Origin of the sequence: Streptomyces sp. NPDC059994, assembly GCF_042737755.1 — a bacterium.
Lineage (GTDB): Bacteria > Actinomycetota > Actinomycetes > Streptomycetales > Streptomycetaceae > Streptomyces.
This window is the reverse complement of sequence record NZ_JBHWUR010000018.1, coordinates 1-25,394: the sequence shown is the minus strand read 5'-3', so window position 1 is coordinate 25,394 and position 25,394 is coordinate 1. Positions and strand designations below refer to the sequence as shown.

General features: G+C 72.8%; 24 protein-coding genes. 15 read left to right on the top strand and 9 right to left on the bottom strand.

Going from position 1 to position 25,394, the window contains the following annotated elements; genetic code table 11:
* Window positions 1-36: 36 nt before the first annotated feature.
* Complete coding sequence (locus tag ACFWA7_RS12515; RefSeq protein ID WP_385822704.1) at window positions 37-1,131, bottom strand: amidohydrolase family protein; 1,095 nt, start codon at window positions 1,129-1,131, stop codon at window positions 37-39.
* Window positions 1,132-1,257: 126 nt separating this feature from the next.
* On the opposite strand from ACFWA7_RS12515, the gene ACFWA7_RS12510 reads away from it, so the two are divergent.
* From ACFWA7_RS12510 to ACFWA7_RS12485, 6 genes are all read left to right on the top strand, one after another.
* A complete protein-coding gene (locus ACFWA7_RS12510; RefSeq protein WP_385822702.1) occupies window positions 1,258-2,355 on the top strand; it encodes a pyridoxal-phosphate-dependent aminotransferase family protein in 1,098 nt (365 codons plus the stop codon).
* 291 nt (window positions 2,356-2,646) lie between these two features.
* Window positions 2,647-3,156: a diaminobutyrate acetyltransferase gene (ectA, locus tag ACFWA7_RS12505; RefSeq protein ID WP_385822700.1), complete on the top strand. Its 510-nt coding sequence runs from the start codon at window positions 2,647-2,649 to the stop codon at window positions 3,154-3,156.
* On the top strand, window positions 3,153-4,427 hold the full coding sequence (gene ectB, locus ACFWA7_RS12500) for a diaminobutyrate--2-oxoglutarate transaminase (protein WP_385822698.1): 1,275 nt from the start codon (window positions 3,153-3,155) through the stop codon (window positions 4,425-4,427). Before ectA ends, ectB begins: the two co-directional genes overlap by 4 nt.
* Before the next feature lie 32 nt (window positions 4,428-4,459).
* Window positions 4,460-4,864, top strand: a complete 405-nt coding sequence (locus ACFWA7_RS12495; RefSeq protein ID WP_385540617.1) for an ectoine synthase — start codon at window positions 4,460-4,462, stop codon at window positions 4,862-4,864.
* A 5-nt stretch (window positions 4,865-4,869) separates the two neighbouring features.
* The gene (gene thpD / locus ACFWA7_RS12490) at window positions 4,870-5,724 is read left to right on the top strand and encodes an ectoine hydroxylase (RefSeq protein WP_385540619.1); all 855 of its coding nucleotides are present in this window, start codon (window positions 4,870-4,872) and stop codon (window positions 5,722-5,724) included.
* A gap of 79 nt (window positions 5,725-5,803) precedes the next feature.
* Window positions 5,804-6,463, top strand: coding sequence for a hypothetical protein (locus tag ACFWA7_RS12485; RefSeq protein ID WP_385540620.1), 660 nt, complete (start codon window positions 5,804-5,806; stop codon window positions 6,461-6,463).
* Here the strand turns inward: ACFWA7_RS12485 and ACFWA7_RS12480 are convergent.
* Window positions 6,441-7,142, bottom strand: a complete 702-nt coding sequence (locus tag ACFWA7_RS12480; RefSeq protein WP_385822696.1) for a hypothetical protein — start codon at window positions 7,140-7,142, stop codon at window positions 6,441-6,443. The two genes, ACFWA7_RS12485 and ACFWA7_RS12480, sit on opposite strands and share 23 nt — an antisense overlap.
* Before the next feature lie 52 nt (window positions 7,143-7,194).
* Window positions 7,195-8,280 carry an alkene reductase gene (locus tag ACFWA7_RS12475; protein WP_385540624.1) on the bottom strand — a complete coding sequence of 362 codons (1,086 nt, stop codon included), beginning with the start codon at window positions 8,278-8,280 and terminating at the stop codon, window positions 7,195-7,197.
* A gap of 91 nt (window positions 8,281-8,371) precedes the next feature.
* Between ACFWA7_RS12475 and ACFWA7_RS12470 the strand changes: the two genes are divergently transcribed.
* A complete protein-coding gene (locus tag ACFWA7_RS12470; protein ID WP_385822694.1) occupies window positions 8,372-8,908 on the top strand; it encodes a MarR family winged helix-turn-helix transcriptional regulator in 537 nt (178 codons plus the stop codon).
* A 232-nt stretch (window positions 8,909-9,140) separates the two neighbouring features.
* Here ACFWA7_RS12470 and ACFWA7_RS12465 read toward each other — a convergent pair whose 3' ends face one another.
* The 3 genes from ACFWA7_RS12465 to ACFWA7_RS12455 all read right to left on the bottom strand — a co-directional run bounded on the left by ACFWA7_RS12465 (window position 9,141) and on the right by ACFWA7_RS12455 (window position 12,167).
* Window positions 9,141-10,199 carry an aminotransferase class V-fold PLP-dependent enzyme gene (locus ACFWA7_RS12465; protein WP_385822692.1) on the bottom strand — a complete coding sequence of 353 codons (1,059 nt, stop codon included), beginning with the start codon at window positions 10,197-10,199 and terminating at the stop codon, window positions 9,141-9,143.
* 140 nt (window positions 10,200-10,339) lie between these two features.
* Window positions 10,340-11,062, bottom strand: coding sequence for a DsbA family oxidoreductase (locus tag ACFWA7_RS12460; RefSeq protein ID WP_385540630.1), 723 nt, complete (start codon window positions 11,060-11,062; stop codon window positions 10,340-10,342).
* Between the two features lie 97 nt (window positions 11,063-11,159).
* Window positions 11,160-12,167, bottom strand: coding sequence for a GlxA family transcriptional regulator (locus tag ACFWA7_RS12455; protein WP_385822690.1), 1,008 nt, complete (start codon window positions 12,165-12,167; stop codon window positions 11,160-11,162).
* A gap of 70 nt (window positions 12,168-12,237) precedes the next feature.
* On the opposite strand from ACFWA7_RS12455, the gene ACFWA7_RS12450 reads away from it, so the two are divergent.
* The gene (locus tag ACFWA7_RS12450; protein WP_385822688.1) at window positions 12,238-13,623 is read left to right on the top strand and encodes an MFS transporter; all 1,386 of its coding nucleotides are present in this window, start codon (window positions 12,238-12,240) and stop codon (window positions 13,621-13,623) included.
* Between the two features lie 599 nt (window positions 13,624-14,222).
* Here the strand turns inward: ACFWA7_RS12450 and ACFWA7_RS12445 are convergent.
* A complete protein-coding gene (locus ACFWA7_RS12445) occupies window positions 14,223-15,779 on the bottom strand; it encodes an aldehyde dehydrogenase (NADP(+)) (RefSeq protein ID WP_385540636.1) in 1,557 nt (518 codons plus the stop codon).
* 194 nt (window positions 15,780-15,973) lie between these two features.
* Here ACFWA7_RS12445 and ACFWA7_RS12440 point away from each other — a divergent pair, with 194 nt between their 5' ends.
* The 5 genes from ACFWA7_RS12440 to ACFWA7_RS12420 all read left to right on the top strand — a co-directional run bounded on the left by ACFWA7_RS12440 (window position 15,974) and on the right by ACFWA7_RS12420 (window position 20,803).
* Window positions 15,974-16,744 (top strand): IclR family transcriptional regulator, encoded by a 771-nt coding sequence (locus ACFWA7_RS12440; RefSeq protein ID WP_101387738.1) that lies wholly within the window; start codon window positions 15,974-15,976, stop codon window positions 16,742-16,744.
* Window positions 16,745-16,747: 3 nt separating this feature from the next.
* The gene (locus ACFWA7_RS12435) at window positions 16,748-17,248 is read left to right on the top strand and encodes a GNAT family N-acetyltransferase (protein ID WP_385822686.1); all 501 of its coding nucleotides are present in this window, start codon (window positions 16,748-16,750) and stop codon (window positions 17,246-17,248) included.
* A gap of 96 nt (window positions 17,249-17,344) precedes the next feature.
* Window positions 17,345-18,589 (top strand): sensor histidine kinase, encoded by a 1,245-nt coding sequence (locus ACFWA7_RS12430; protein ID WP_385822684.1) that lies wholly within the window; start codon window positions 17,345-17,347, stop codon window positions 18,587-18,589.
* Entirely contained in the window at window positions 18,586-19,239 is a 654-nt protein-coding gene (locus ACFWA7_RS12425) for a response regulator (RefSeq protein ID WP_385822681.1), read from the top strand. Before ACFWA7_RS12430 ends, ACFWA7_RS12425 begins: the two co-directional genes overlap by 4 nt.
* Window positions 19,240-19,348: 109 nt before the next feature.
* Window positions 19,349-20,803 carry a peptidoglycan D,D-transpeptidase FtsI family protein gene (locus ACFWA7_RS12420; RefSeq protein WP_385822679.1) on the top strand — a complete coding sequence of 485 codons (1,455 nt, stop codon included), beginning with the start codon at window positions 19,349-19,351 and terminating at the stop codon, window positions 20,801-20,803.
* 626 nt (window positions 20,804-21,429) lie between these two features.
* Here ACFWA7_RS12420 and ACFWA7_RS12415 read toward each other — a convergent pair.
* Together ACFWA7_RS12415 and ACFWA7_RS12410 are read right to left on the bottom strand one after the other, a co-directional pair.
* Window positions 21,430-22,569, bottom strand: a complete 1,140-nt coding sequence (locus tag ACFWA7_RS12415) for a hypothetical protein (RefSeq protein WP_385822677.1) — start codon at window positions 22,567-22,569, stop codon at window positions 21,430-21,432.
* Window positions 22,566-23,543 carry a 5-dehydro-4-deoxyglucarate dehydratase gene (locus tag ACFWA7_RS12410; protein ID WP_385540648.1) on the bottom strand — a complete coding sequence of 326 codons (978 nt, stop codon included), beginning with the start codon at window positions 23,541-23,543 and terminating at the stop codon, window positions 22,566-22,568. The genes ACFWA7_RS12415 and ACFWA7_RS12410 overlap by 4 nt, the downstream gene beginning before the upstream one ends.
* 292 nt (window positions 23,544-23,835) lie before the next feature.
* Here ACFWA7_RS12410 and ACFWA7_RS12405 point away from each other — a divergent pair, with 292 nt between their 5' ends.
* Window positions 23,836-24,660, top strand: coding sequence for an NAD-dependent epimerase/dehydratase family protein (locus ACFWA7_RS12405; RefSeq protein WP_385822675.1), 825 nt, complete (start codon window positions 23,836-23,838; stop codon window positions 24,658-24,660).
* Between the two features lie 115 nt (window positions 24,661-24,775).
* Window positions 24,776-25,394, top strand: a 619-nt coding sequence (locus ACFWA7_RS12400; protein ID WP_385822673.1) for a TerD family protein, incomplete at its 3' end; no start/stop codon positions are given.

Below are 25,394 nucleotides of genomic sequence, written 5' to 3'. Positions count from 1 at the left end.
CCCCGGACCGTCACCCTCCGCGTCAACTCCCCGCCCTCACCCCACGATCCGCCCGTTCAGCACGATCCGGCTCGGTGACGCCAGTGCGCGTACGTCCGCCCGGGGGTCCTGCTCGTACACCACGAGGTCCGCCGGGGCGCCCTCCTCCAGGACCGGGCGGCCCAGCCAGGTGCGGGCGCCCCAGGCCGTGGCGGAGAGGGCCTCCACCGGCGGGATGCCCGCCTTGACCAGTTCCGCCACCTCCGCCGCGACCAGGCCGTGGGCCATCGAGCCGCCCGCGTCGGTGCCGACGAAGACCGGGATTCCGGCGTCGTACGCCGCGCGGACCGTGTCGTAGCGGCGGGCGTGCAGTCGGCGCATATGGGCCGACCAGACCGGGAACTTGGCCTCCCCGCCGTCCGCGAGGTGCGGGAACGTGGCGATGTTGACCAGGGTCGGGACGATGGCGACGCCGCGCTCCGCGAACAGCGGGATCGTGTCCTCGGTCAGGCCCGTGGCGTGCTCGACGCAGTCGATGCCCGCCTCGACCAGGTCGCGCAGCGAGTCCTCCGCGAAGCAGTGGGCCGTGACCCGCGCGCCCAGCCGGTGCGCCTCGGCGATCGCCGCCTCGACCTCGCCGCGCGGCCAGCACGGCGACAGGTCGCCCACCTCGCGGTCGATCCAGTCCCCGACCAGCTTGACCCAGCCGTCGCCGCGCCGCGCCTCGCGGGCCACGTACGCGACGAGGTCGCCGGGCTCGATCTCATGGGCGTAGTTGCGGATGTAGCGGCGGGTGCGCGCGATGTGGCGGCCCGCGCGGATGATCTTCGGTAGGTCGTCGCGGTCGTCGATCCAGCGGGTGTCGGAGGGCGAGCCCGCGTCCCGTACCAGCAGGGTGCCCGCCTCCCGGTCCTGGAGGGCCTGCTTCTCGCTGGTCTCGTCGTCGACCGGGCCGTGCCGGTCGAGCCCGACGTGGCAGTGCGCGTCGACCAGGCCTGGCAGCGCCCAGCCGGTGACCGTGACGGCGTCAAAAACGGCACCCGGCGGGCGCTCGTAGGTGATCCGGCCGTCCACCGCCCACAGTTCGTCCCGCACCTCCTCGGGACCGACGAGCACCCGCCCCTTCACATGCAGCACCACGTGATCGCTCATGGTCAGCACTGTACGAGGCGCTGGGTACCCTCGAACCGGGTACACCCACCGAAGTACCGGCACACCCGCTGAGGTACCGAGCACCGAAGTACCGAGCACACCCGCTGATGTGAAGAAGGCACCGCTGTGACGCACCCGTTCCTCGACCTGGCTCCGCTGACCGCCGACCGCTTCGCGGCCATCGAGCGGCGGGTGGCCGCGCTGCTCGCCACCGGGCAGGACGTGGTGATCATGCAGGGCGAGGCGCTGCTGCCGTTGGAAGGCTGCATCCGGGGCGCCGCGCACCCCGGCTCCACCGCCCTGAACGTGGTGACCGGCCCGTACGGCCAGACCTTCGGCAACTGGCTGCGGGACTGCGGCGCCGAGGTCGTGGACCTGGAGGTGCCGTTCCACACGGCCGTGTCCGCCGAGCAGATCGACCGGGCGCTCACCGAGCACCCGGAGATCGACTTCGTCTCCCTGGTGCACGCGGAGGCGGCGACCGGGAACACCAACCCGGTGGCGGAGATCGGCGAGGTGGTCCGCCGGCACGGCGCGCTGTTCATGCTGGACGCGGTCGCCTCGGTGGCCGCCGAGCCGCTGCTGCCGGACGCGTGGGGCGTGGACCTGTGCGTGATCGGCGCACAGAAGGCGATGGGCGGCCCGGCGGGCGTCTCGGCGGTGTCGGTGAGCGAGCGCGCCTGGGCCCGGATCGCCGCCAACCCGCGCGCCCCGCGCCGCTCCTACCTGTCGCTCCTCGACTGGAAGGAGCGCTGGATCGACGGCGGCCGCAAGGCGCTGCTGCACGCCCCGGCGCAGCTGGAGATGCTGGCCCTGGAGGCGTGTGTGGAGCGGATCGAGACGGAGGGTCTTGACACGGTGGCGGCCCGGCACGCGTCGGCCGCGGCCGCGACCCGGGCGGGTGCCTCGGCGCTCGGCGGCGGTCTGGAGCCGTATGTGTACGAGGCGCGGGACGCGGCCCCGGTGGCCACGACGCTGCGCACCCCCGAGGGCGTCGACGCCTCCGAGCTGGTCGCCAAGGCGCTGGCGGCCGATCCCGCGCTGCCGCTGGTCGCGGGCGGCGGGGCGCTGGCGAAGGAGATGATCCGGGTCAATCACTACGGGGCCGATGCCACTCGGGGTGCGGTCCAGGGCTCGCTCGCGGCACTGGGGGCGGCGCTGGGCGAGACGGGCCGGCGGGTCGATACGGAAGCTGCCCGCAAGGCCGTGTCACAAACCTGGTAACACCTTTAGCGCATATTGATAGCCGATTAATTCCAGTAAACGGGAAGCTGCTTTATCCAGAGCAGCTTCCCGTTTTCTTCTGCCCCGGCTTGTTGATCTCAAACGCAAGATCTCAACAAGGTTTTCGTGGCCCTCGGGCGGGTGTGATCGACCCCACAAAGGTGCCTTTTTGTCCCGGAATTACCGGACAAAACGCCTTGCGCGTGTGCCCGCGTGATAACACAGACCCGCGCCGCGCACACCCCCTCCCGGGAATGCGATTTCGATTTCCGCTGGGTAAATTCCCTCCGCATGACCGCCGCACAGACCGTTGTCCATATCGACACCCCACGCGTCGAGGACGGCGCCGCGATCTGGCGTATCGCCCGCGATTCGCAAGTCCTGGACCTCAACTCCTCGTACAGCTATCTGCTCTGGTGCCGCGACTTCGCCGCGACCTCCGTGGTGGCGCGCGACGCCACCGGTGAGCCGATCGCCTTCGTCACCGGATACGTCAGGCCCGCCCGGCCCGAGACGCTCGTCGTCTGGCAGGTCGCCGTCGACCGCGAGCACCGGGGGCGGGGCCTCGCCGGCACCCTGCTCGAAGCGCTGACCGGGAAGGTCGCCGACTCGCACGGGGTCAGCTGCGTCGAGACCACCGTGACCCCCGACAACACCGCCTCCGACCGGCTGTTCACCGCCTTCGCCGAGCGGCGCGGCACCGCGCCCCACCGCGAAGTCCTCTTCGACAGCGGCCTGTTCCCCGACGAGGGGCACCAGGCGGAAGTCCTCTACCGGATCGACCTGGGAGTACGACTGTGACCATCACCCCGCCCGCACTGAGCGTCTTCGAGACCGTCGAGTCGGAGGTGCGCAGCTACTGCCGCGGCTGGCCGGCCGTCTTCGACCGCGCCCAGGGCGCCCGGCTCACCGACGAGGACGGCCATGAGTACCTCGACTTCTTCGCCGGGGCCGGCTCGCTCAACTACGGCCACAACAACCCGGTGTTGAAACGCGCCCTGCTCGACTATCTGGAACGCGACGGCATCACCCACGGCCTGGACATGGCGACCACCGCGAAACGCACGTTCCTGGAGACCTTCCAGAACGTGGTCCTGCGCCCGCGCGACCTGCCCTACAAGGTGATGTTCCCCGGCCCGACCGGCACCAACGCGGTCGAGGCGGCGCTGAAGCTGGCGCGGAAGGTGAAGGGCCGCGAGTCGATCGTCTCCTTCACCAACGCCTTCCACGGCATGTCGCTCGGCTCGCTCGCCGTCACCGGCAACGCGTTCAAGCGGGCCGGGGCCGGAATCCCGCTGGTGCACGGCACGCCGATGCCGTTCGACAACTACCTGGACGGGCAGACCCCCGACTTCCTGTGGTTCGAGCGGCTCCTTGAGGACCAGGGCTCCGGGCTCAACAAGCCCGCCGCCGTCATCGTGGAGACCGTGCAGGGCGAGGGCGGCATCAACGTGGCCCGTCCGGAGTGGCTGCGCGCGCTCGCGGAGCTGTGCCGGCGCCAGGACATGCTCCTGATCGTCGACGACATCCAGATGGGGTGCGGGCGCACCGGCGCGTTCTTCTCGTTCGAGGAGGCGGGCATCACCCCGGACATCGTCACCCTGTCCAAGTCGATCAGCGGCTACGGACTGCCCATGTCGCTCTGCCTGTTCCGGCCGGAGCTGGACGTGTGGGAGCCGGGCGAGCACAACGGCACCTTCCGCGGCAACAACCCGGCCTTCGTCACCGCGACCGCGGCCCTGGAGGCCTACTGGGCCGACGGCGGCGCCCTGGAGAAGCAGACCCGGGCCCGCGGCGAGCAGGTCGAGCAGGCGCTGATCTCCATCACCGAGGAGAACCTGGTCGACATCAAGGAGTACCGGGGCCACGGCCTGGTCTGGGGCATCGAGTTCCACGACAAGGACCGGGCCGGCGCGGTGGCGCGGCGCGCCTTCGAGCTCGGGCTGCTGGTCGAGACGTCGGGCCCGCAGAGCGAGGTCACCAAGCTGCTCCCGCCGCTGACGATCACGGGGGACGAGCTCGACGAGGGGCTGCGCACCCTCGCCCGCGCGGTCCGCGAGACGGCCGTCTGACCCGTACGTACGAGGAAAGAGAGCAACCCGCTGTGATCGTCCGCTCGTTGAAGGACATCGAGAACACCGAACGCCATGTCCGCGCCGCCTCCGGCACCTGGGAGAGCAAGCGGATCGTGCTCGCCAAGGAGAAGGTCGGCTTCTCCCTGCACGAGACGGTTCTGTACGCGGGCACCGAGACGTCGATGTGGTACGCCAACCACATCGAGGCGGTGCTGTGCGTGGAGGGCGAGGCCGAGCTCACCGACCACGAGAGTGGCGAGACCCACTGGATCGCGCCCGGCACGATGTACCTGCTGAACGGCCATGAGCGCCACACCCTGCGCCCCAAGACCGACTTCCGCTGTGTCTGCGTCTTCAACCCGCCCGTCACCGGACGGGAGGACCACGACGAGAACGGCGTCTACCCCCTGCTGACCGAACCCGAGGAGGGCTGATCAACATGCAGGACCTGTACCCCACCCGTGGCGCCACCGAAGTGGTGACCCCCCGTCAGGACCCCGTCGTCTGGGGGCCTTCCGCCGGGCTCGAATCGTACGAGAAGGACGGCTTCCTCACCGTCGACCAGCTGCTGGCCGACGACGAAGTGGCCTTCTACCGGCGCGAGCTGGAGCGGATGATCGCCGATCCGGCGGTCCGCGCCGACGAGCGGTCGATCATCGAGCCGCAGTCCCAGTCGGTGCGCTCGGTCTTCGAGGTGCACCGGATGAGCGAGATCTTCGCGGGTCTGGTGCGCGACGAGCGCGTGGTCGGCACCGCCCGGCGGATCCTGGGCTCGGACGTGTACGTCCACCAGTCGCGCATCAACGTGAAGCCGGGGTTCGGGGCGTCGGGCTTCTACTGGCACTCGGACTTCGAGACCTGGCACGCCGAGGACGGCCTGCCGAACATGCGGACCGTGTCCGTGTCGATCGCGCTCACCGAGAACCACGACACCAACGGCGGCCTGATGATCATGCCGGGTTCGCACCGGGACTTCCTGGGGTGCGCCGGGGCCACGCCGAAGGACAACTACAAGAAGTCGCTCCAGATGCAGGACGCGGGCACGCCGTCCGACGAGGCGCTGACGAAGATGGCGGACCGGCACGGGATCCGGCTGTTCACCGGGCGCGCGGGCTCGGCGACCTGGTTCGACTGCAACTGCATGCACGGCTCCGGGGACAACATCACCCCGTATCCGCGCAGCAATGTCTTCATCGTCTTCAACAGCGTGGAGAACGCGGCGGTCGAGCCGTTCGCGGCCCCGATCCGCCGCCCGGAGTTCATCGGCGCCAGAGACTTCACGCCGGTGGGGTGACCCGGCCAGGCCGGGGGTCCGGGGGTCGCCCCCGGGAGTCACAGCCCGCCGGTGCGTTGATCGTTGGTACGGTCGGCGCATGGCTGATGAATCTTCACGGACTCCCGTCACCGCGGCCGATGTCGAACACGTCGTACGGCTCTCCGTCACCGCGCTGCGGGCGGGGCTGGCCGCGGACTGGAGCGTGAAGGCCGGCTCCCTGGAGTGGGACTGCTGGGAGACCGTCGAGCACCTCTCGGACGACCTCTTCGCGTACGCCGTGCAGCTCGGCCCGCAGCAGCCGCCGCTCGACGGCGAGGTGCCGTACCTGTGGGAGGCGAAACGTCCCGGCGGGCCGCGCAACGCGGTGCACGCGGACCGCGCGGCCGGGCCCGCCGGGCTCCTCCAGACCCTGGAGGCCAGCGGCGCCCTGCTGACCGCGATGGTCCGCACGGCGTCCCCGGACGTCCGCGCCCACCACAGCTTCGGCATCTCGGACCCGGAGGGCTTCGCGGCGATGGGTGTCGTGGAGACGCTGCTGCACACCCACGACGTGGCGGAGGGCCTCGGGGTCACCTGGGCGCCGCCGGGCGGGCTGTGCGACCGGGTGCTCGCGCGGCTGTTCCGCGAGGTTCCGGCGGATCCGGACCGGTGGCGCGTGCTGCTGTGGGCCACCGGCCGGGCGGAGCTGCCGGACCTGCCGCGCCAGGAGTCCTGGCGCTGGTACGGCGAACCGCTCAGTGGCGCAGCCAGATCCTGAGCCCGCCGACCGGGGTGAACCCGGCGCGGACGGCAGCCGCGAGGTCGTCGCCGCTCTCGTAGCCGACCACGTCGAGGCCGGGCCGGTGCCGGGCGAGCGTGCCCAGGCAGCCGGCCCAGGCCGCGTCGAGGTCGCCGTCGGCCGCGAACAGGTTGGAGACGCCCACCACCGAGGCACCCTCACTGGCGACGGCGCCCGCGACGATCCGGCCCGTCGCGTCCCGCGCCGCGAGGAAGGAGTGGGAGCCGTCGGCGAGGAGCGCGGCCGGGAACAGACCGCTGCTGTCCCCGGCCGACCACGCCTGCTCCCACTGCGCCAGCTCGGCGTCCGTACGCACCGGTTCCCACCCTCCCGCGCCCGTCCCCTGCGCGGGGCGGTGGATCCACTGGGCGTCGAAGAGGACCTCGAAGCCGTCGGCCGTCAGGTCGAGGGCGGAGAAGCTGTCCTTGACCGAGGCGCCCGGTGAGTCGTCGATCCGCTCCACGATCCCGCGCGGCCCGGCGCCCGGGTCGAGGGTCACCGCGTCGGGGTAGAGCGGCGGGGTGCGCTGTGCGCTGGTCCAGGCGCGGGGGTCCCACGCGCCCGTGATGCCATGTGCGCGGCAGAGCGCCGCACACCACTCGGCGTTGTTGCGGGCGGCGGCGCGCACCCGTACGTCCTGCTCGATGTCCCTGGTCACGGCCCGATCCTCCCCTGCGGGACCGGGCCGCGACCAGGGGTTTTCGCCCGGGTCAGACGACGACGGCGGCGTCCAGCGCCGGGTAGTCGAGGTAGCCCTTGTCGTCGCCGCCGAAGAAGGTGGCCGGGTCGGGGGCGTTGAACGGGCCGCCCGTCTCAAGGCGCTGCGGCAGGTCCGGGTTGGCGAGGAAGAGCGCCCCGTACGAGAGCAGGTCGGCGGTGCCGTCCTCGATGAGCGCGAGCGCGTCCGGGCCGGTGGGGCCGTCGGTGGCCGCGTTGAGCACGACCGTGCCGTCGAACAGCTCGCGCAGCGTCCGGGTGAGCTCGCGGAGCCCGGGACCGCCCTCCAGGATGTGCAGATAGGCGAGCCCGACGGTCTCCAGCTCGCGCACCAGCGCGGTGTACGTGGCCTCCGGCGCGGGCTCGCTCATGTCGTTGTAGCTGTTTCCGGGCGAGATGCGCAGGGCGGTGCGGCCCGCGCCGATCTCGGCGGCGACGGCCTTGACGGCCTCGACGGCGAACCGGGTGCGGGCCTCGTCGGAGCCGCCCCAGCGGTCGGTGCGCAGGTTGGTGGTGGGCGACAGGAACTGGTGGATGAGATAGCCGTTGGCGCCGTGCAGCTCGACCCCGTCGAAGCCGGCCGCGATGGCGTTGCGCGCCGCCGACGCGTACTGGCCGATGGTCTCGACGACCTCGGCGTCCGTCAGCTCGCGCGGGGTGACGAAGTCCTGCGGGCCGTTGTGCGTGTAGACCTTCCCGGCGGCGGCGACCGGGGACGGGGCGACGTTGACCAGGTCGCCGGGCAGCAGGTCCGGGTGGCCGATGCGGCCGGCGTGCATCAGCTGCGCGAAGATGCGGCCGCCCTGGGCGTGCACGGCGTCGGTGACCTCGCGCCAGGCGGCGACCTGCTCCTCGCTGTGCAGGCCGGGGGTGTCGGGGTAGCCCTGGCCGACGGCGGCCGGCTGGATGCCCTCGCTGATGATCAGCCCGGCACCGGCTCGCTGGGCGTAGTACGCGGCCGTGGACGCGGTGGGCGAGTTTCCCGGGCCGTAGGCACGGCTGCGGGTCATCGGCGCCATGGCGATGCGGTTGGGGAGGCGGAGGCCGGACAGGTCGATCGGGTCGAAGGCGGTGCTCATGACAGCTCCAGGGAGAGTTATGTGGTCGGCCAAGTAATCCGACGCGGCCAACTGTAACCCATTGATTGGCCGACCAAGGTAAAGTTGTGGCATGACCACGGACGCGCGCAGCCAAGACCCCCTCTGTACGGAGTTGTCCCGCACCCCGGGTGCGGCGCGCGGGGGCCCGATCAGCCACGCCGTCTCCCGGGTGGCCCGGCTGCACCGCGTCGCCGCGGGCCGGCTGCTGCGCGCGACCGGGCTCTACGCGGGCCAGGAGATCTTGATGATGCATCTGTGGGACGCGGGCGCGGTGCGCCAGTCCGAGCTGATCAAGGCGCTGGAGCTGGACCCGTCGACGGTGACGAAGATGCTCCAGCGCCTGGAGCAGGCGGGCCAGGTCCGCCGCCGCCCCGACCCCGCCGACCGCCGCGCCTCCCTGGTCGAGGCGACGGAGGCCAGCTGCGCCCTGCACGACGCGGTGGAGGCGGCGTGGAACGGCCTGGAGGAGAAGACCCTGGCGGGCCTGACCACAGCGGAACGCGCCGAACTGGCCCGCCTGTTGAACAAGGTGGAGACGAACTTGTGCCCGATGGCGGCGGCGGAGGACTGCCCGTCCGGAGAGGGCGTTCCCCCAGCGGGTGCGTGATTCACCTGCGGGTCGTGGTGGGCCGGTCGCGCAGTTCCCCGCGCCCCTAAGAATGCCGCTGCGCGGCAATCCCCCGGGCGGCCCGGAGGGGCGCGTTTAAGGGGCGCGGGGCTGTGACATGTGCGGCTCCGCCGCGTGGGCGCGAGCAACCCACCACGACCCGCAGCAAACAGACGGCCCGATCAGGGGCGCGGGGAACTGCGCGCTCAGCCCAGCACGGTCCGCAGCCGAGTCACAGGGCCGCGCCCAGCACCTCCAACGCCCGGTCCACGTCGGCAGACGAGTTGTACAGGTGGACGGCGAACCGCAGATTCCCACCCCGCGCGGACGCGTAGACGCCACCCCGCGACAACTCCGGCTGCACGCCGCCGAGCCCCGGCACGGCAACGATCGCCGAGGACTCGGCGACGGCCCGGTGCCCCAGGGCGGCAAGCCCCGCCCGGAGCCGCCCCGCCAGCGCCAAGTCGTGCGCGTACACCGCCTCGATCCCCACGGCCTCAAGAACCGCGAGCGACTCGGCGGCCGCGTGGTACGACAGGAACGAGCCCGGCTCGTCGTAGCGCCGCGCGGACCCCGCGAGCTCCCGGACCGGCCCGTAGTTGTCGGCCAGGTCCTCCGCCGCGAACCACCCCGAGTGCAGCGGCGCCAGCCGCTCCTGCGCCTCCTCCGTCACGGTGAGGAACGACGTACCGCGCGGGCAGGCCAGAAACTTGAAACCGGCCGTGACCGTGTAGTCGTACGCGCCCGCGTCCAGCGGCAGCCAGCCCGCCGACTGGCTGGCGTCGAGGAGCGTACGGGCCCCGTGCGCGGCCGCCGCGGCCCGTACGGCGTCGAGGTCCGCGACCCGCCCGTCGACGGACTGGACGGACGAGAAGGCGACCAGGGCGGTGCCCGGCCGTACCGCCTCGGCCAGCGACTCCAGCGGCACGTACCGCATCTTGAGGTCGCCACGCACCGCGAAGGGCTGCACCACCGAGCTGAACTCGCCCTCGGGGGCGAGGACTTCGGCCCCGGCGGGCAGTGAGTGGGCGACGAGGGCGACGTGCACCGAGACCGAGGAGCCGAGGGCGACCCGGTCGGCGCCGACCCCGGTGAGCCGGGCGAACGAGCCGCGGACGGCGGCGAGCGCGTCGAAGCTGCCCGCGCCCTCGCGGGTGCCCGCCAGGTTCTCCCCGGCGAGCCGCGCGATGGCGTCCACGGCACGCCGGGGCAGCAGGCCGCAGCCGGAGGTGTTCAGATACGTCGTCTCGGGCGCGAACGCGTCGCCCGACAGGGGCTCCAGGATCTCCATGATCCCACCCTGAGGTCCCCCCGCCCCGGGGTCAATCGACAAAGGCCAAGGGGAACCGTCAACGTCTGCTTACGGGTTGGGCCGAAAGTGTGCAGCCCAACAACCCCACGACCATACGCACACCACTCACATCACACGCGTCACGCGCGCGGGACCTCGCACCCGTCCGGGCCGCACGCCTCGCCCTCGGCCGAGGCGGGGGCGCCGAGCGTGGCGAGGACGGGCGTGCGCTCCTGCCAGGCCTGCTCAAGCGCCTGAGTGAAGACCTCGGCGGGCTGGCCGCCGGAGATCCCGTACTTGCGGTCGACCACGAAGAACGGCACCGCGCCGGCGCCGAGCGCGGCGGCCTCGGCCTCGTCCGCGCGCACCTCGTCGGCGTACGCGCTCTCGTCGGCGAGCACGGCCTTCGCCTCGTCGGCGTCCAGGCCCGCCTCGACGGCCAGCTCCAGCAGGACGGCGGTGTCGAAGACCGAGCGCTCCTCGGCGAAGTTGGCCCGGTAGGCGAGGTCGAGCAGCGCCTCCTGGCGGCCCCGGGCCTTGGCGAGGTGGAGCAGCCGGTGGATGTCGAAGGTGTTGCCGTGGTCCCGGCCCTCGGTGAGGTATCCCAGCCCCTCGGCGTGCGCGTTGGAGGCGACGTGCTCCTCCATGCCCCGGGCCTCGTCCAGGGTGCGGCCGTACTTCTCCGCCAGCATCGGGATCACCGGGCCGACCGCGTCCTTGGCGCGGTTCGGGTCGAGCTCGAAGGAGCGGTGCACGACCTCGATGTCGTCGCGGTGGGCGAACTCCGCCAGGCCCTTCTCGAAACGGGCCTTGCCGATGTAGCACCACGGGCAGGCGATGTCGCTCCAGATCTCGACGCGCATGTCACTTCTCTCCGAGTCTCTCCGAGTATTTTGTGTCACTTTCAAGTATTACAACGTACTGGACGTCCGACGCATTCCCCCGGTCGCCCACCTCCGATCAGCCCACCCTTACCGGGCCCACCGTCTCCAGCCTGCTGAAGGTGGCCCGGTACGAGCTCGGGGTCAGACCCGTGCGCCGGACCAGATGGGCGCGGAGCGAGTCGGCGCTGCCCAGGCCGCTGGCCTCGGCGATCTGGTCCATGGCGAGCGTGGTGGTCTCCAGGAGCTCCTTGGCCCGCTCGATGCGCTGGTGCAGCAGCCACTGCAGCGGGCTGACCCCGCTCTCGGCGTGGAAGCGGCGGGTCAGGGTGCGCACGCTCACCCCCGCGTGCCGGGCCAGGTCGGTGAGGGTGAGCGGCTTGTCCAGGTTGCGCATCGCCCAGCCCCGGGTGTCGGCGCAGGCCACGCCCCGCTCGGCGGGCAGCGGGGTCTGGGTGAACTGGGTCTGCCCGCCGGGCCGCACCGGGGCGACCAGCGCGGCCCTGGCCACCTGGTTGGCGACGGCGGCGCCGTAGTCGGTACGGATGATGTGCAGGCACATGTCGATCCCGGCCGCGTATCCGGACGAGGTCATGACGTCCCCGTCCTCGACGTAGAGGACGTCGCCCTTGAGGTCGAGGGTCGGGTAGCGCCGGCGCAGCTCCTCGGCGAGCTCCCAGTACGTGGTGGCGCTGCGCCCGTCGAGCAGTCCGGCCTCGGCGAGGACGAAGGCGCCACTGCAGATGGAGGTGATCCGGGTCCCGTCGGCGGCGGCCGCGCGGACGGCCTCCACCGTGCGCGGATCGGGCACATAGCGCTGCCCCGTCCCCGCGACCAGGACCGTGTCGGCGTCCGCCACGGCGTCCAGGCCCCGGCCCACGTACAGGTCCAGCCCGCCGGTGGTGGCGACCGGGCCCGGCTCCGGGGTGCAGACGGTCAGCTCGTACCCGGGGGAACCGTCGATCTCCACCTTGGCGAAGAGCAGCTCGGGGATGGCGAGGTTGAACATCGCCACGGGAGAGGGCGCGATGACGACGACGCGGTGGGGGGCGGATGGCCGGTCCGTGGACCGCCGGTCGGACTTCATGGCCAGAACCTCCGGATGCATGGCGTTCAGGCCACTACTGTAACCGGCGGCGGATCGTCAGGCTGAGGGCATGTCACCCAACGCCGTACGCCAATCCGTCCCCGACGCCGGCCAGTTGAGCACCGACGGGTCCCTACGGCACCGGCCGTCCCGCTCCCCCTCCCCCGGCCTCACCCTCGCCGCCGCGCTCCTCGGCTTCGCCCTGATCACGCTGGACGCTTCCGTGGTGAACGTGGCGCTGCCCGCGATCGGCTCCGACCTGGGCGGCGGGATGTCCGGGCTGCAGTGGGTGGTCGACGCGTACACGCTCGCGTTCGCGGCGCTGATGCTGTCGACCGGCGCCTTCGCGGACCGGATCGGCTCGGCGAGGGCGTACGCGCTGGGCACGGTCGTCTTCGTCCTCGCCTCCGCCGCCTGCGGCTTCGCCCCGGACCTCGGGGTGCTGATCGGGGCCCGGGTGGTGCAGGGCGCGGCCGCCGCCGTGGTGCTGCCCGCCTCGCTCGCCCTGGTGCGCCAGGCGTACGCGGATCCGGCGCGGCGGGCCCGCGCGGTGGCGTTGTGGGCGGCGGGCGGCTCGGTCGCGGTGGCGCTCGGCCCCGTCGCGGGCGGGGCGCTCACCACGGCCTGGGACTGGCGCGGGATCTTCTTCATCAACCTCCCGCTGGGCTTGGCGGCCCTGGCCCTGACGACCCGCGCCCCGCGCTCCCGGCGCCGCCCCGCGCCGCTGGACCTTCCCGGCCAGCTGACGGCGATCGTGGCCCTGGCCGCGCTCGCCTTCGCCGTGATCGAGTCCGGACCGGTACGGGTGGTGGCGGGCGCGGTGGCGCTCGTCTCCGGATCGGCCTTCCTGCTGATCGAGTCGCGCGCGGCCCATCCGGTCGTGCCGCTCGGCCTGTTCCGTACGCCGACGGTCGCGGTGGCGGTCGCGGTCGGTGCGGCGGCGAGTGTGGCGTTCTACGGCGTGATCTTCGTCTTCTCTCTCTACTTCCAGCGGGTGCGGGGGGAGTCGGCGCTGGTGACTGGCTTGATGTTCCTGCCGATGACGGCCCTGATCCCGGCGACGAACGTCCTCTCGGGCAAACTCGCCAACCGCTACGGCCCGCGCCGCCCGATGATGATCGGCCAACTGGTGGCCCTGGCGGGCCTGCTCCTGCTCCTCGTCCCCGACGAACACACACCCACCCTGCTGGTGGCCTTCCTCCTGATCCCCCTGGCCCTCGGCTGCGCCCTCTCCATCCCGGCCCTCACCGCCGCGATGATGGAGGCCCTGCCGCAGGAGCGGGCGGGCCTGGCGGCGGGCGTACTGAACGCGGCGCGGCAGGTGGCGGGGGCGCTGAGTGTGGCGATGTCGGGGGCGCTGGTGGCGGGGGGATTCGTACCCGGGATGAGGGTGTGGCTGGTGGTGGCGGCGACCCTGTTCGCGGGAATGGCGGTGGCTACGCGGCGGCTGCGGTAGCCCTCCGGGGGGCGGGATTTCTCTGCGGGCCGTCTGTGGCTGCGCGCGAAGCCCTTCGGGGGTGCGGGATTTGCCTGCGGGCCCGGTGGGGGCTGGTCGCGCAGTTCCCCGCGCCCCTTTTTGGCCCGGTGTTCGTCTGCGGGTCGGCTGTGGTTGCTCGCGAAGTTCCCCGCGCCCCTTTTGGGCCCGGTGTTCGTCTGCGGGTCGGCTGTGGTTGCTCGCGCAGTTCCCCGCGCCCCTGAAGGCAGGCAGAACGGGGCTCGGCCACATTGCATCCCCTCCGGCGGCGAGGAGCGGGGCCCGCGCATCAGCCCCTCGGGCGTGTGAGGGACAGGGCCCGCGCATCCACCCCCTCCAGCGCCCGAGGAGCGGGGCAGGGGCAGGGGCCGTAGGCCCCGCCCTTCAGGGGCGCGGGGAACTGCGCGACCAGCCCCCACCGATCCGCGGACGAACGGGGGCCGGGGCGAAGCCCCCAGCCCCCCGCCGGGGCCCGGGGCGGAGCCCCGACAGCGGGGTGCAGGGGACGCAGGCCCCGCAACCGGGGTCCGGGGGCCTAGCCCCCGGGAGGCCAGCTCCACCCCCACCCGCCCCCGGAGGGTCTAGGGAAGGGGCGGGGCGGGGAGTTCCAACCGGCCGTCCACCCACCGCATCACCCCCGCCCCACCCCCCTCCCGCAGCTCCACCGGAAGCAGCGCCTCCGGCGTGCTCTGGTACGTCACCGGCCGCAGCCACCGCTCGACCGCCGTCGCCCCCACCGACGTGGACGTCGACGTCGTGGCCGGGTACGGCCCCCCGTGGTGCTGGGCCGGCGCCACCGCCACCCCCGTCGGCCACCCGTCCACCAGGACCCGCCCCGCGAGAGCCGTCAGCTCAGCGAGGAGCAGCTGCGCCGCCGCCCCGCCCTCGGTCCCCGCCGCCTCCCCCGCCGACAGCTGAAGCGTCGCCGTCAGGTTCCCCGGCAACCGCGAGAGCACCGCTCCGATTTCGGACGGGTGCTCATACCGCGCGACCACCGTCACCGGCCCGAAGCACTCCTCCAGCAACAAGTCGTGCGGCCCGGGCGACAACAGCGCCGAAGCCCCCACCGTCAGGAACCCCGCGCTCACCGTGTGCGCCCCGCCGGAACCCGGCGTCACCGGCGCCCCGACCCCGTCGAGCGCGGCCCGCTCGGCGACCCCGGCCACGAACGCGTCCCGCATCCGGTGGTCGAGCATCACCCCCGCCTCCGAGTCGCTCACCGCCGCCGTCAGCGCCTTGACCATCGCGTCACCCCCGGCACCGACGGGCGCCAGCACGAAGCCCGGCTTGGTGCAGAACTGGCCGACGCCCAGCGTCATCGACGCACCGAGGCCCGCCCCGATCTGCTCGCCGCGCTCCTCGGCCGCCGCCTCGGTGACCACGACCGGGTTCAGCGAGCCCAGTTCGCCGTGGAAGGGGATCGGCACCGGCCGGGCCGCCGCCGCGTCGAAGAGGGCGCGCCCGCCCCGTACCGAACCGGTGAAGCCCGCCGCCGAGACCAGCGGGTGGCGCACCAGCGCGACGCCCGCGTCGAAGCCGTGGACCAGCGCCACCACGTCCTGCGGCAGCCCGACCCGTACCGCCGCCCGCCGCAGCAGCGAGACGCACAGCTCGGAGGTGGCCGGGTGGGCCGGGTGGGCCTTGACCACGACCGGGCAGCCGGCCGCCAGCGCGCTCGCCGTGTCCCCGCCGGGGACGGAGAAGGCGAGCGGGAAGTTGGACGCCGAGTACACCGCGACCACCCCCAGCGGCACCTTCATCCGGCGCAGGTCCGGCCACGGCGGGGTGCGGCCCGCGTCGGCGTGGTCGATGCGCACGTCGAGGAAGGCGCCTTCGTCCACGACGTCCGCGAACGCCCTCAACTGGGCGGTGGTCCGGGCCAGTTCACCGGTGAGCCGGACGGGCCCGAGGGCCGTCTCGGCGTCGGCGGCCTCCACCACGTGCTCGGCGGCCCCGTCGAGCAGCTCGGCGGCGGTCCGCAGCAGCGCGGCCCGTACGGTCCGGTCGGCGAGCGCGCCGCGCACCGCCCAGGCGGCCTGTACCGCTGCGTCGACCTCGTGCTCCGTCGCCTCCGAAGCGACTTCCTCGCGCGGCTTCCCGGTACGGGGGTCGACACTCCAGACTGGTGCTGTGCTCACCGCGATGTCCTTCCGGCTTCCGGCCCCGCCCGTGGTCCGGGAGCGGGACCTTGCTCGTCATCCTTGCCCGTCCTGCTCCACCACCAGGGTTTGTTCGGTATTCTGAACAGCGTTCCTGTTGGTGAATATGCTGGACTCTATTGACGGGCGTTCTGCGTTGGCAAGACGCGCAGACGAAGAAGGGGCGAGGGCGAATGTCGGCTGCCGAGACAGGTGGGGCCCAGGTCAAGTCCGCCGTGCGTACGGTGGAGTTGCTGGAGTACTTCGCGGGGCGCCCCGGAATGCACTCCCTCGCCGCGGTCCAGGAGGCGGTCGGATACCCGAAGTCCAGCCTCTACATGCTCCTTCGCACCCTGGTCGAGCTCGGCTGGGTGGAGACCGACGCCACCGGCACACGGTACGGGATCGGCGTCCGGGCCCTGCTGGTGGGCACCTCGTACATCGACGGCGACGAGGTCGTCGCGGCCGCCCGGCCCACCCTGGACCGGCTCTCCGACGACACCACGGAGACCATCCACCTCGCCCGCCTCGACGGCACCAACGTGGTCTACCTCGCCACCCGCCAGTCCCAGCACTATCTGCGCCCCTTCACCCGCGTCGGCCGCCGGCTGCCCGCGCACTCGACCTCACTGGGCAAGGCGCTGCTCGCCACCCACAGCGACGAGCAGGTGCGCAAGCTGCTCCCGGAGACCCTCCAGCAGCTGACCGAGCACACCATCACCGACCGCGAGAAGCTCATCGAGGAGCTCCACCAGATCCGCGAGCAGGGGTACGCGGTGGACCGCGAGGAGAACACGCTGGGGCTGCGCTGCTTCGGCGTCGCGATCCCGTACCGGACCCCCGCGCGCGACGCGATCAGCTGCTCGGTGCCGGTCGCGCGGCTGACCCCGGCGCACGAACAGATGGTCAAGGACGCCCTGTTCGACGCCCGCGACCGGCTCACCCTGGCCACCCGTAGGCTCTGAGCCATGACGCTCGCCTCCTCCTCGCACGCCCGGCCGGCCGTCGTCCTGCGGGAGGTGCGCGACGACGATCTGCCGGTGTTCTTCACGCACATGAGCGACCCCGAGTCGGTGCGGGTCGCGGCCTTCGCCGCCGAGGACCCCACCGACCGGGCCCGCTTCGCCACCCACTGGGCCCGGCTCCGCGCCTCGGACGACCTGATACGCACGGTGCTCGCCGACGGCGAAGTGGCGGGCCACGCGGCGGTCTACGGCCCGCCGGACCACCGCGAGGTGACGTACTGGGTGGACCGCGCGCACTGGGGCCGAGGCATCGCCACCGCCGCCCTGTCGGCCCTGGTCGGGCTCGTTCCGCAGCGCCCGCTGCACGCCCGCGCCGCCGCCGACAACACCGGCTCGATCCGGGTGCTCCAGAAGTGCGGCTTCGAGATCGTCGGACACGACCGCGGCTTCGCCAACGCCCGGGGCGCGGAGATCGACGAGGTCGTCCTCGCGCTGGCGCGCTGAACCCCCGCGGACCGGACCTCCACCGGACCGGACCTCCACCGGACCGGGCTCCCGCCGGACCGGGCTCCCGCCGCCGTCCTCGCCTACTCTGTACGGATGATCATCGCCACGCGCCTGCTCGGCCGGACGGCCCGGCTGCGCTGGGTCCATCTGGTGCTCGGCGGCGCGGCGTTGATGCCGTACTTCCTGCTCGGCTCGGCGATCGTGGGTGCGGTCACCGGCGGCGCGGACGTCTACACCACGCTTCGCTTCCAACTCGCCGCGTTCGCCTGCGCGTTGCCGATCGCCGCCGTCTCCGCGCTGTTCCCGGTCGCCCGCCCGCTCTCGGTGGCTGCGGCCCGCGCGCTGTGCGGGGTCGACCCGGCCGCGCTCGCGGACGGGCCCGCCGGCTCACGGGCGGCCCGGGTGCGCACCGCCGGATGGTTCACGCTCCACATCGGCCTCGGCGGGGTCATCAGCGGGATGACACTCGCGCTGCCGCCGTTCGCGCTGACCCTGATCGTGCTGCCGCTCTTCGCGGCGCTGCGGCACTCCCGCCTCGAACTGCCCCTCTTCGACGGCTGGACGGTGCTGCTCGCCCCACCGCTCGGCCTCGCCGGACTGCTGGCGCTGAACTGCTGCGCGGCCGGTTCCGGCGCGTTGCTGGCCCGCTGGGCGCCGAGACTGCTCGGCCCGACGCCCGCGGACCGGCTCGCGGCGGCCGAGCAGCGGGCGGCGGAGCTCGCCGTGCGCAACCGGCTGGCGCGCGAGCTGCACGACTCGGTGGGCCACGCGCTGAGCGCGGTGACGCTCCAGGCGGGCGCGGCCCGCCGGGTGTTCGACAGCGACCCCGCCTTCGTACGGGAGGCGCTGGCGGCGATCGAGGAGACGACCCGGCGCACGGTCGGTGAACTCGACTCCGTGCTCGGCCTGTTGCGGCAGGGCGACGACGAGGCGGCCGGGGGCGCCGGGCCCGGCCTCTCCGGTCTCGACGGGCTACTGTCGCGTACCGGCGTGAAGGTGTCGTACACGGCGGACGGCGACCTCGCCGCCGTGCCGGAACTGGTCTCGCGCGAGGCGTACCGGATCGTGCAGGAGGGCCTGAGCAACGCCCTGCGGCACGGCGGCGCCGCACCCGTGGCCCTGCGGATCGCCGTCGACGGCGAGGAAGTGGAGATCGTGATGGAGAACCCCCTGCCCGAGACGGCTCAGGTGGTACGTCCGGGGGGCGGCCGGGGCCTGCGCGGGATAGCCGAACGGGCCGCCCTGCTCGGCGGCCGCGCGCAGGCGGGCCCCGAGGACGGCCGGTGGCGGCTCGCCGTCCGCTTCCCGGTCGCGGGCGAGCCCGGGGGTGCGCGATGAGCGCGGTCCGGGTGGTGCTCGCGGACGACGAGCGGATGGTGCGCACCGCGCTGCGGGCCATCCTGGAGGCGGAGGCGGACCTGGAGGTCGTGGGCGAGGCCGCGACCGGCGCGCAGGCGGTCTCGGTGGTGCGCGAACTGCGCCCCGACGTGGTCCTGATGGACGTGCGCATGCCCGAGATCGACGGCATCCGCGCCACCGAGCAGATCCTGGCGACGCTCCCCTCGCCGCCGCGGATCGTGGTGGTGACGACCTTCGAGAACGACTCGTACGTGTACGAAGCGCTGCGCGCCGGGGCCGCCGGGTTCCTGCTGAAGCGGGCGGCGGCCGAGGAGCTGGTGCAGGCGGTGCGCCTGGTGGCCCGCAGCGAATCGCTGCTCTATCCGTCGGCGGTGCGGGAGCTGGCGGCACTGCACTCCTCGGCCCGGCCCGCGCCCCCGCCCTGGGCGGCCCGGCTCACCGAGCGCGAGGCGGACGTACTGCGGCTGATGGCCACCGGCCTCTCCAACGCGGAGATCGCGGACCGGATGGGCGTCGGCCCGGCGACGGCGAAGACGCATGTGGCGTCGGTGCTCGCCAAGACGGGCGCGCGGGACCGCACCCAGGCGGTGATCGCGGCGTACGAGTCGGGGTTCATCACACCGCGCTGAGGCCTCCGCGATCTCTGAGGCCTCAGTGCCCTCCGCGACAGATGAGAGCTTCCTTAGAAAACCGGCCAAATGGAACGATTCGCGTCAGCCACCTCGTCCCTTTGATGGGATGAACAAGACGATCAGGCGCGCCTCGGTCCTCTGTCTGCTCATGGTGCTCGCCCTCCTGGGACGGGCCACCTATGTGCAGTTCTACAAAGGCCAGGCCCTCGCGGACGACAAGCTGAACCGGCGGAACACCATCGCGCGGTACGCGAACCCGCTCGGGGACATCATCGTGGCCGGCTCCCCGGTCACCGGATCGGAGAGGACGGCGAGCGGCGACCTCGCGTACAAGCGCGCGTACAAGAACGGTGAGCTGTACGCGGCGGTGACCGGCTTCAGCTCGCAGGTGTACGGGGCGACCCAGCTGGAGGGGATCTACGGCAAGGTGCTCGACGGCACCGACACCCGCATGAAAGACCCGCTCTCGGTACTCACCGGCGAGCGGGCCCGCGGCGGCAACGTGCTGACCACCATCGACCCGGCGGTGCAGAAGGCCGCCTACCGGGCGCTCGGGAGCAAGAAGGGCGCGGCCGTCGCCATCGACCCGAAGACCGGCCGCATCCTCGGCATGGTCTCGACGCCGTCGTACGACCCGTCGAAGATCGCCGGTTCGACGGACGGCGACGCCTGGAAGGCGCTCTCCGAGGACCCGGACAAACCGATGGTCAACCGGGCGCTGCGGCAGCCGCTGCCGCCGGGTTCGACGTTCAAGCTGGTGGTGGCGGCGGCGGCACTGGAGAACGGCCTCTACCCGTCGGTGGACACGAGGACCGACAGCCCCAACCCGTACACCCTGCCCGGCACCCGGACCGTGCTGACCAACGAGAACCCGTCCGCCCCGTGCGAGAACGCCACCATCCGCACGGCGCTCCAGTACTCGTGCAACAACGTCTTCGCGAAGATGGCGGACCGGCTCGGCCAGGACAAGGTCCGGGCCATGGCGGAGAGGTTCGGCTTCGACGACGCGAAGCAGGACGTGCCGGTACGGGCCTCGGCGAGCGTGTACCCGAAGGGCATGGACAAGGCGCAGACCGCGCTGACCGGCATCGGCCAGTTCGATGTGACGGCGACGCCGCTCCAGATGGCCATGGTGTCCGCCGCCATAGCCAACGATGGAGTCATGGCATCGCCCCATATGGTCTCCCAGGTGACGGACGCGGACGGCGCCACCCTGCAGTCCTACCAGGACGGCGACGGCAAGCGGATCATGTCGGCGGAGACCGCGCGCCAGTTGCGCGCCGCGATGGTGACGGTCGTCGAGGACGGCACCGGCTCCAACGCCAAGGTGAGCGGGGCCGAGGTCGGCGGCAAGACGGGCACGGCCCAGCACGGCGTGGGCAACTCCAAGACGCCGTACGCCTGGTTCACGTCGTACGCGAAGGACTCCGCCACCGGCAAGGAGGTGGCGGTGGCCGTGCTCATCGAGGACTCGGGCGCGGCGCGCTCGGAAGTGAGCGGCAACGGCCTGGCGGCGCCGGTGGCGCAGAAGATGATGCGGGCGGCGCTGGGTTCGTCGTAGGGCATCGGCGGGCGCGGGCGGGGCTGGTGGGGCTGGTGGGGCCGGGGTGCTGCTGCCGGTGGTGGGGGCGGGAGCGCTGCTGGCTGCGCTGACGCCTCGGGGGCCCCACCCCGCCCCTTCCCTGAACCCTCCGGGGGTGGGGGTGGGTTGAGGTGGTTCTCCCGGGGGGCTGCGCCCCGGATCCTGTTCGTCTGCGGGCCGCCGTGGCTGGTCGCGCCCACGCGGCGGAGCCGCACATGTCACAGCCCCGCGCCCCTGAAGGGCGGGTCCTGCGACCCCTGCCCCGCTCCTCAAACGCCCGAGGGGCTGAAATATGGCCGCGCCCCTTCCGCCTGCCTTCAGGGGCGCGGGGAACTGCGCGAGCAACCACAACCGACCCGCAGCCAAGCACCGGGCCGAAAAAGGGGCGCGGGGAACTGCGCGACCAGCCACAGCCCACCCGCAGCCAAACACCGGACCCAAAAGGGGCGCGGGGAACTGCGCGACCAGCCACAGCCGACCCGCAGACGAATGGGGGGGGCCGGGGCAGAGCCCCCAGCAGCCCACCCCGACCCGCCACCCGGCCGCCGCCCAGGCCACGCGGCGGAGCCGCACCATGTCACAGCAGGGAACGGGCGGGGTGGGGGTCAACCCACCACCCCCGACCGCCGCACCGCCGCCACATCCTCCCCCGACGCCAACCCCCCGTGGTACAGCCTCAACTCCGTCGCCCCAGCCCCCTCCGCCCGCACCGCATCCTCCCCCAGCGCCCCAGGCCGGCCCCCCATCCCCGCCACCACCGTGAAGTTCGCCGCTACCACCGCCCCCGCCCCCGCGTGCGCCGCGAACGGCCGCAGGAGGTCCGGGCGGCCGGCGGGGCAGGGGACGACCACGCCGTCCGCCAGGCCGAACACCCCCGCCACATCCACCCCCACGTTCGCCCCGCACCGGTGCACACCGGGATCCGCGTGCAGCAGCACCTGGAAACCGGGCCCCGCCGCATCCCGCACAGCGCCGACCGCCTCCTCCTGAAGGCTCCGCGCCACCGCGGCGCGGTAGCCGACCGTCGCCTCCAGCAGTTCCCCGCCCGCACACGGGCCCCCGCGCCACACCGGCTCCAACGCCGCCCGCACCTCCCCCGCCAGCCGTTCCGCGTCCAGGCCCCACTCCCCGTACCCCTGTCGGCATGAATCGCAGAAGCACAGCGACATCAGGTACTGGGCCGTGTCGTCCAGCGCCACTCCCGCGATCTTGTCGTGGGCGTGCAGGTGCGCGAGGCCGTACCAGCCGCAGGATTCGAGTTCCGTCCCGCGCGCCCCGGGCCGTACCGCCGCCTCCGCCGCGAGGGCGACCAGGTACGCGCGGACCTCCGGGCGCGCTATGCAGGGCGCCCAGGGGTAGCGGTCGCCGTACGCGTTGACCACCGAGGTCTCGGGGTGCTCCGCGCCGAGGCGGGAGTTGTGGGCGAGGACGACCCAGGAGTGGACGTCGAGGCCGACCGCCGCGAGCGCCTCGGCGGCCTCGCCGTACGCGTCCCCGGGCGCCCACCGCCCGGCGGCGTAGGGCCGCAGCGTACGGCCGGACCAGCGGCGTTCGTCGACGGGGTACAGGACCGCCGCGTGCTCGGCCGTGACCACCCGGTGGCGCGGGTGGTGCGGGGTGAGGGCCCGGGTCGAGTGGTAGGCGGCGGCGAGCGTCACCTGCCCGACCCCGAGGCCGGCGATCCGCGCGGGCGCGTCCGGGTCGCCGATGACGTCCCAGGGGTAGAGGAACGCGGACGCCTTCACGCGGGCGCCCCGCCCCGCCCGACCGGCTCCCCTTCGCCCTCCGCCAACAGCGAGCGACCCCGCTCGATCAGCGCGGCCAGCTGCTTGATGTGGGCCGCGTCGGGCTCGTTCAGCGGCGGCCGCACCTCGCCGACCTCCAGACCCGCCAGCCGTACGCCCGCTTTGACGAGGGATACGGCGTAGCCGCGGCCCTGGTTGCGCAGTTCGACGAGCGGCACGTAGAAGCCGTCCAGGAGGCGGTTCACGGTGGCGTCGTCGCCGGTGTCGAGCGCCCGGTGGAAGGCGAGCGCGATGTCCGGGGCGAAGCAGAAGACCGCCGACGAGTAGAGCGTGACGCCGATGCCCCGGTAGGCGAGGCCGGTGAGCTCGGCCGTGGGCAGGCCGTTGAAGTAGAGGAACTCGCGGTCGGGCTCCTCGCGGCGGACGGTGCTGACGATCCGCTGCATCAGGTCGAGGTCCCCGATGCCGTCCTTGAGGCCGATGATGCCGTCGGCCCGGGCGAGTTCGACGGCGGTGGCGGGGGTGAGGACCGCGTTGTCGCGCTGGTAGACGATGACGTCGAGGGAGGTGGCGGCGGCGAGCGCTGTGTAGTGGCGCAGCAGCCCTTCCTGGTCGGCGACGACGAGGTACGGCGGCATGGCGAGCAGCCCGTCGGCGCCCGCGTCCTCGGCAAGCTCGGCGTACTGGATCGCGAGGGCCGTCCCGTATCCCGCGCCTGCCACCACCGGGACGTGGCCCGCGGCCTCCTCGACGGCGGCGGCCACGCAGGCGTGGAACTCCTCCGGGGTGAGCGCGTGGAACTCTCCCGTACCGCAACAGGCGAACACCGCGCCCGCGCCCGCGTCGATGCCGCTCCTCACATGCGCGCGGAAGGCGGCGAGGTCGAGGCCGCCGTCCGGCCCGAAGGGGGTGACCGGGAAGAAGAGGAGACCGTCCAGACGGGCGGCGAGCGGGGAGGGGTCATCGGGCGTCACGGGCGCTCCCAGGGCAAAGGCCGTTGTGCACAATTCTGATCGGCGTCTATGTTTCTGAACGCCATCACGCTATGGCAGCCCTACGACGACGGTCAAGACGCGAAACCCCGGCGCGCGGGTGTTTTCCGCACGGCTGACCCCTCTGCCGCCATGGCGCCGCCAGGCGCTCCGCGCCACACTTGACGAGGCCGGAGCCCGCTCCCTAGCTTGTCCATGCATATGAATGACATCCACGGGGGTGTCCGTCCGGCCCGCACGGCCGCCGTCCCGCCCGCGCACCGAGGAGATCCTCATGCCCGCTCCCCGCACCGTCCTGCTCACCGGCGCCGCCGGCGGACTCGGCACCCTGATGCGGGGGCTGCTTCCGGCGTACGGCTACGACCTGCGCCTTCTCGACGCACGGACCATCCCGGGCGAGCCGGACGCGATCACCGCCGACCTCGGCGACCGGGGCGCGCTGCGGGAGGCGGTCCGGGGCGTCGACGCGGTCCTGCACCTGGCGGGAATCTCCCTGGAGTCCACGTTCGACAAGATCCTGCGGGCCAACATCGAGGGCACGTACAACCTCTACGAGGCCGCACGCGAGGAGGGCGTCGCCCGCGTGGTCTTCGCCTCCTCCAACCACGCGGTCGGCTTCACCCCGCGCCCGCGCGGCGAGGTGCCGCTGGAGCGGGCCGCCCTGATCCCGGTCGACACCCCGCGCCGCCCCGACACCTTCTACGGCCTCTCCAAGTCGTTCGGCGAGGACCTGGCCCAGTTCTACTGGGACAAGTACGCCCTGGAGAGCGTCTCGGTGCGGATCGGCTCCTGCTTCATGGAACCCACCTCCGTACGGATGCTTTCGATCTGGATGAGCCCCGGCGACGGCGCCCGCCTCTTCCACGCGGCCCTCACCGCCGAAGGCGTCGGCCACACGGTGGTCTACGGCTCCTCCGCCAACACCCGGCTGTGGTGGGACCTCTCGTCGGCACGGGAGCTCGGGTACGAGCCGCAGGACGACTCCGAGCAGTACGCCGAGAAGCTGGTCGCCGAGCAGGGTGAACTCGACCCCGACAGCCCGGACCACGCGTACCTCGGCGGCCATTTCACCACCGACCCGCCGGTGTGGCCGTACTGAAACCGGCAGGGACGGGTGACGGGCGGATCCGTGATCGTTCACGCATCGGCGGGACGCTCACCGAATTGGCGGGACATTCAAGGAACCGTAAAGCCGTTCCGCTCGTTCCCGGAGCATGACCGCAATGACACCTGGCTCGAACCTTCCGCTCCCGACCGCCCGCGTGGCGGTGGACGTCGCCGCCCCGGTGCGGCTCGACGTGTCGGGCCTGTTGCTCACCGCCGACGGCAAGGTGCGCTCGGACGACGACTTCATCTTCTACAACCAGCCCTCGGGCCCCGGTGTCACCTACCGGTCCGGCGGCGGCACCGCCCCGGACGCGATCGTGGTGGACACGTCGGCGGTGCCGCCCGGCATCGAGAAGATCGTCGTCACCGCCAGCCCCGACGCCGCGGGCCAGACCTTCCAGGGCATCGAGCCCACCGCCACCCTGCGCGACGCCGACGACGGCAGTGTGATCGCCACCTTCACCCCGCCGCAGCTCGGCGGCGAGACCGCGCTGGTCGTCATGGAGGTCTATCTGCGCGGCGGCGCCTGGAAGGCCCGCGCGGTGGGCCAGGGGTACGCGAACGGGCTGGCGGGCATCGCCACCGACTTCGGCGTCTCCGTCGAGGAGCCCCAGGCCGCCGCGCCCGCCCCCGCCGCGCCGGCCCCCCCTCCGGCTCCCCGCGCCGCACGCGCGCCGCCCGCCCCGGCCCCCCCGCCGCCGCCAGACCCCGGTGCCGGCTCCCTCT

Bases quoted from the DNA above. Each gene is read 5' to 3' on its own strand.
- ACFWA7_RS12420 (WP_385822679.1), top strand. From the start codon at position 19,349: ATGAACAAGACGATCAGGCGCGCCTCGGTCCTCTGTCTGCTCATGGTG.
- ACFWA7_RS12475 (WP_385540624.1), bottom strand. From the start codon at position 8,280: ATGAGCACCGCCTTCGACCCGATCGACCTGTCCGGCCTCCGCCTCCCC.
- ACFWA7_RS12430 (WP_385822684.1), top strand. From the start codon at position 17,345: ATGATCATCGCCACGCGCCTGCTCGGCCGGACGGCCCGGCTGCGCTGG.
- ACFWA7_RS12440 (WP_101387738.1), top strand. From the start codon at position 15,974: ATGTCGGCTGCCGAGACAGGTGGGGCCCAGGTCAAGTCCGCCGTGCGT.
- ACFWA7_RS12465 (WP_385822692.1), bottom strand. From the start codon at position 10,199: ATGGAGATCCTGGAGCCCCTGTCGGGCGACGCGTTCGCGCCCGAGACG.
- ACFWA7_RS12435 (WP_385822686.1), top strand. From the start codon at position 16,748: ATGACGCTCGCCTCCTCCTCGCACGCCCGGCCGGCCGTCGTCCTGCGG.
- ACFWA7_RS12425 (WP_385822681.1), top strand. From the start codon at position 18,586: ATGAGCGCGGTCCGGGTGGTGCTCGCGGACGACGAGCGGATGGTGCGC.
- ACFWA7_RS12405 (WP_385822675.1), top strand. From the start codon at position 23,836: ATGCCCGCTCCCCGCACCGTCCTGCTCACCGGCGCCGCCGGCGGACTC.
- ACFWA7_RS12460 (WP_385540630.1), bottom strand. From the start codon at position 11,062: ATGCGCGTCGAGATCTGGAGCGACATCGCCTGCCCGTGGTGCTACATC.
- ACFWA7_RS12470 (WP_385822694.1), top strand. From the start codon at position 8,372: ATGACCACGGACGCGCGCAGCCAAGACCCCCTCTGTACGGAGTTGTCC.
- thpD (WP_385540619.1), top strand. From the start codon at position 4,870: ATGCAGGACCTGTACCCCACCCGTGGCGCCACCGAAGTGGTGACCCCC.
- ACFWA7_RS12485 (WP_385540620.1), top strand. From the start codon at position 5,804: ATGGCTGATGAATCTTCACGGACTCCCGTCACCGCGGCCGATGTCGAA.
- ACFWA7_RS12515 (WP_385822704.1), bottom strand. From the start codon at position 1,131: ATGAGCGATCACGTGGTGCTGCATGTGAAGGGGCGGGTGCTCGTCGGT.
- ACFWA7_RS12450 (WP_385822688.1), top strand. From the start codon at position 12,238: ATGTCACCCAACGCCGTACGCCAATCCGTCCCCGACGCCGGCCAGTTG.
- ectA (WP_385822700.1), top strand. From the start codon at position 2,647: ATGACCGCCGCACAGACCGTTGTCCATATCGACACCCCACGCGTCGAG.
- ACFWA7_RS12455 (WP_385822690.1), bottom strand. From the start codon at position 12,167: ATGAAGTCCGACCGGCGGTCCACGGACCGGCCATCCGCCCCCCACCGC.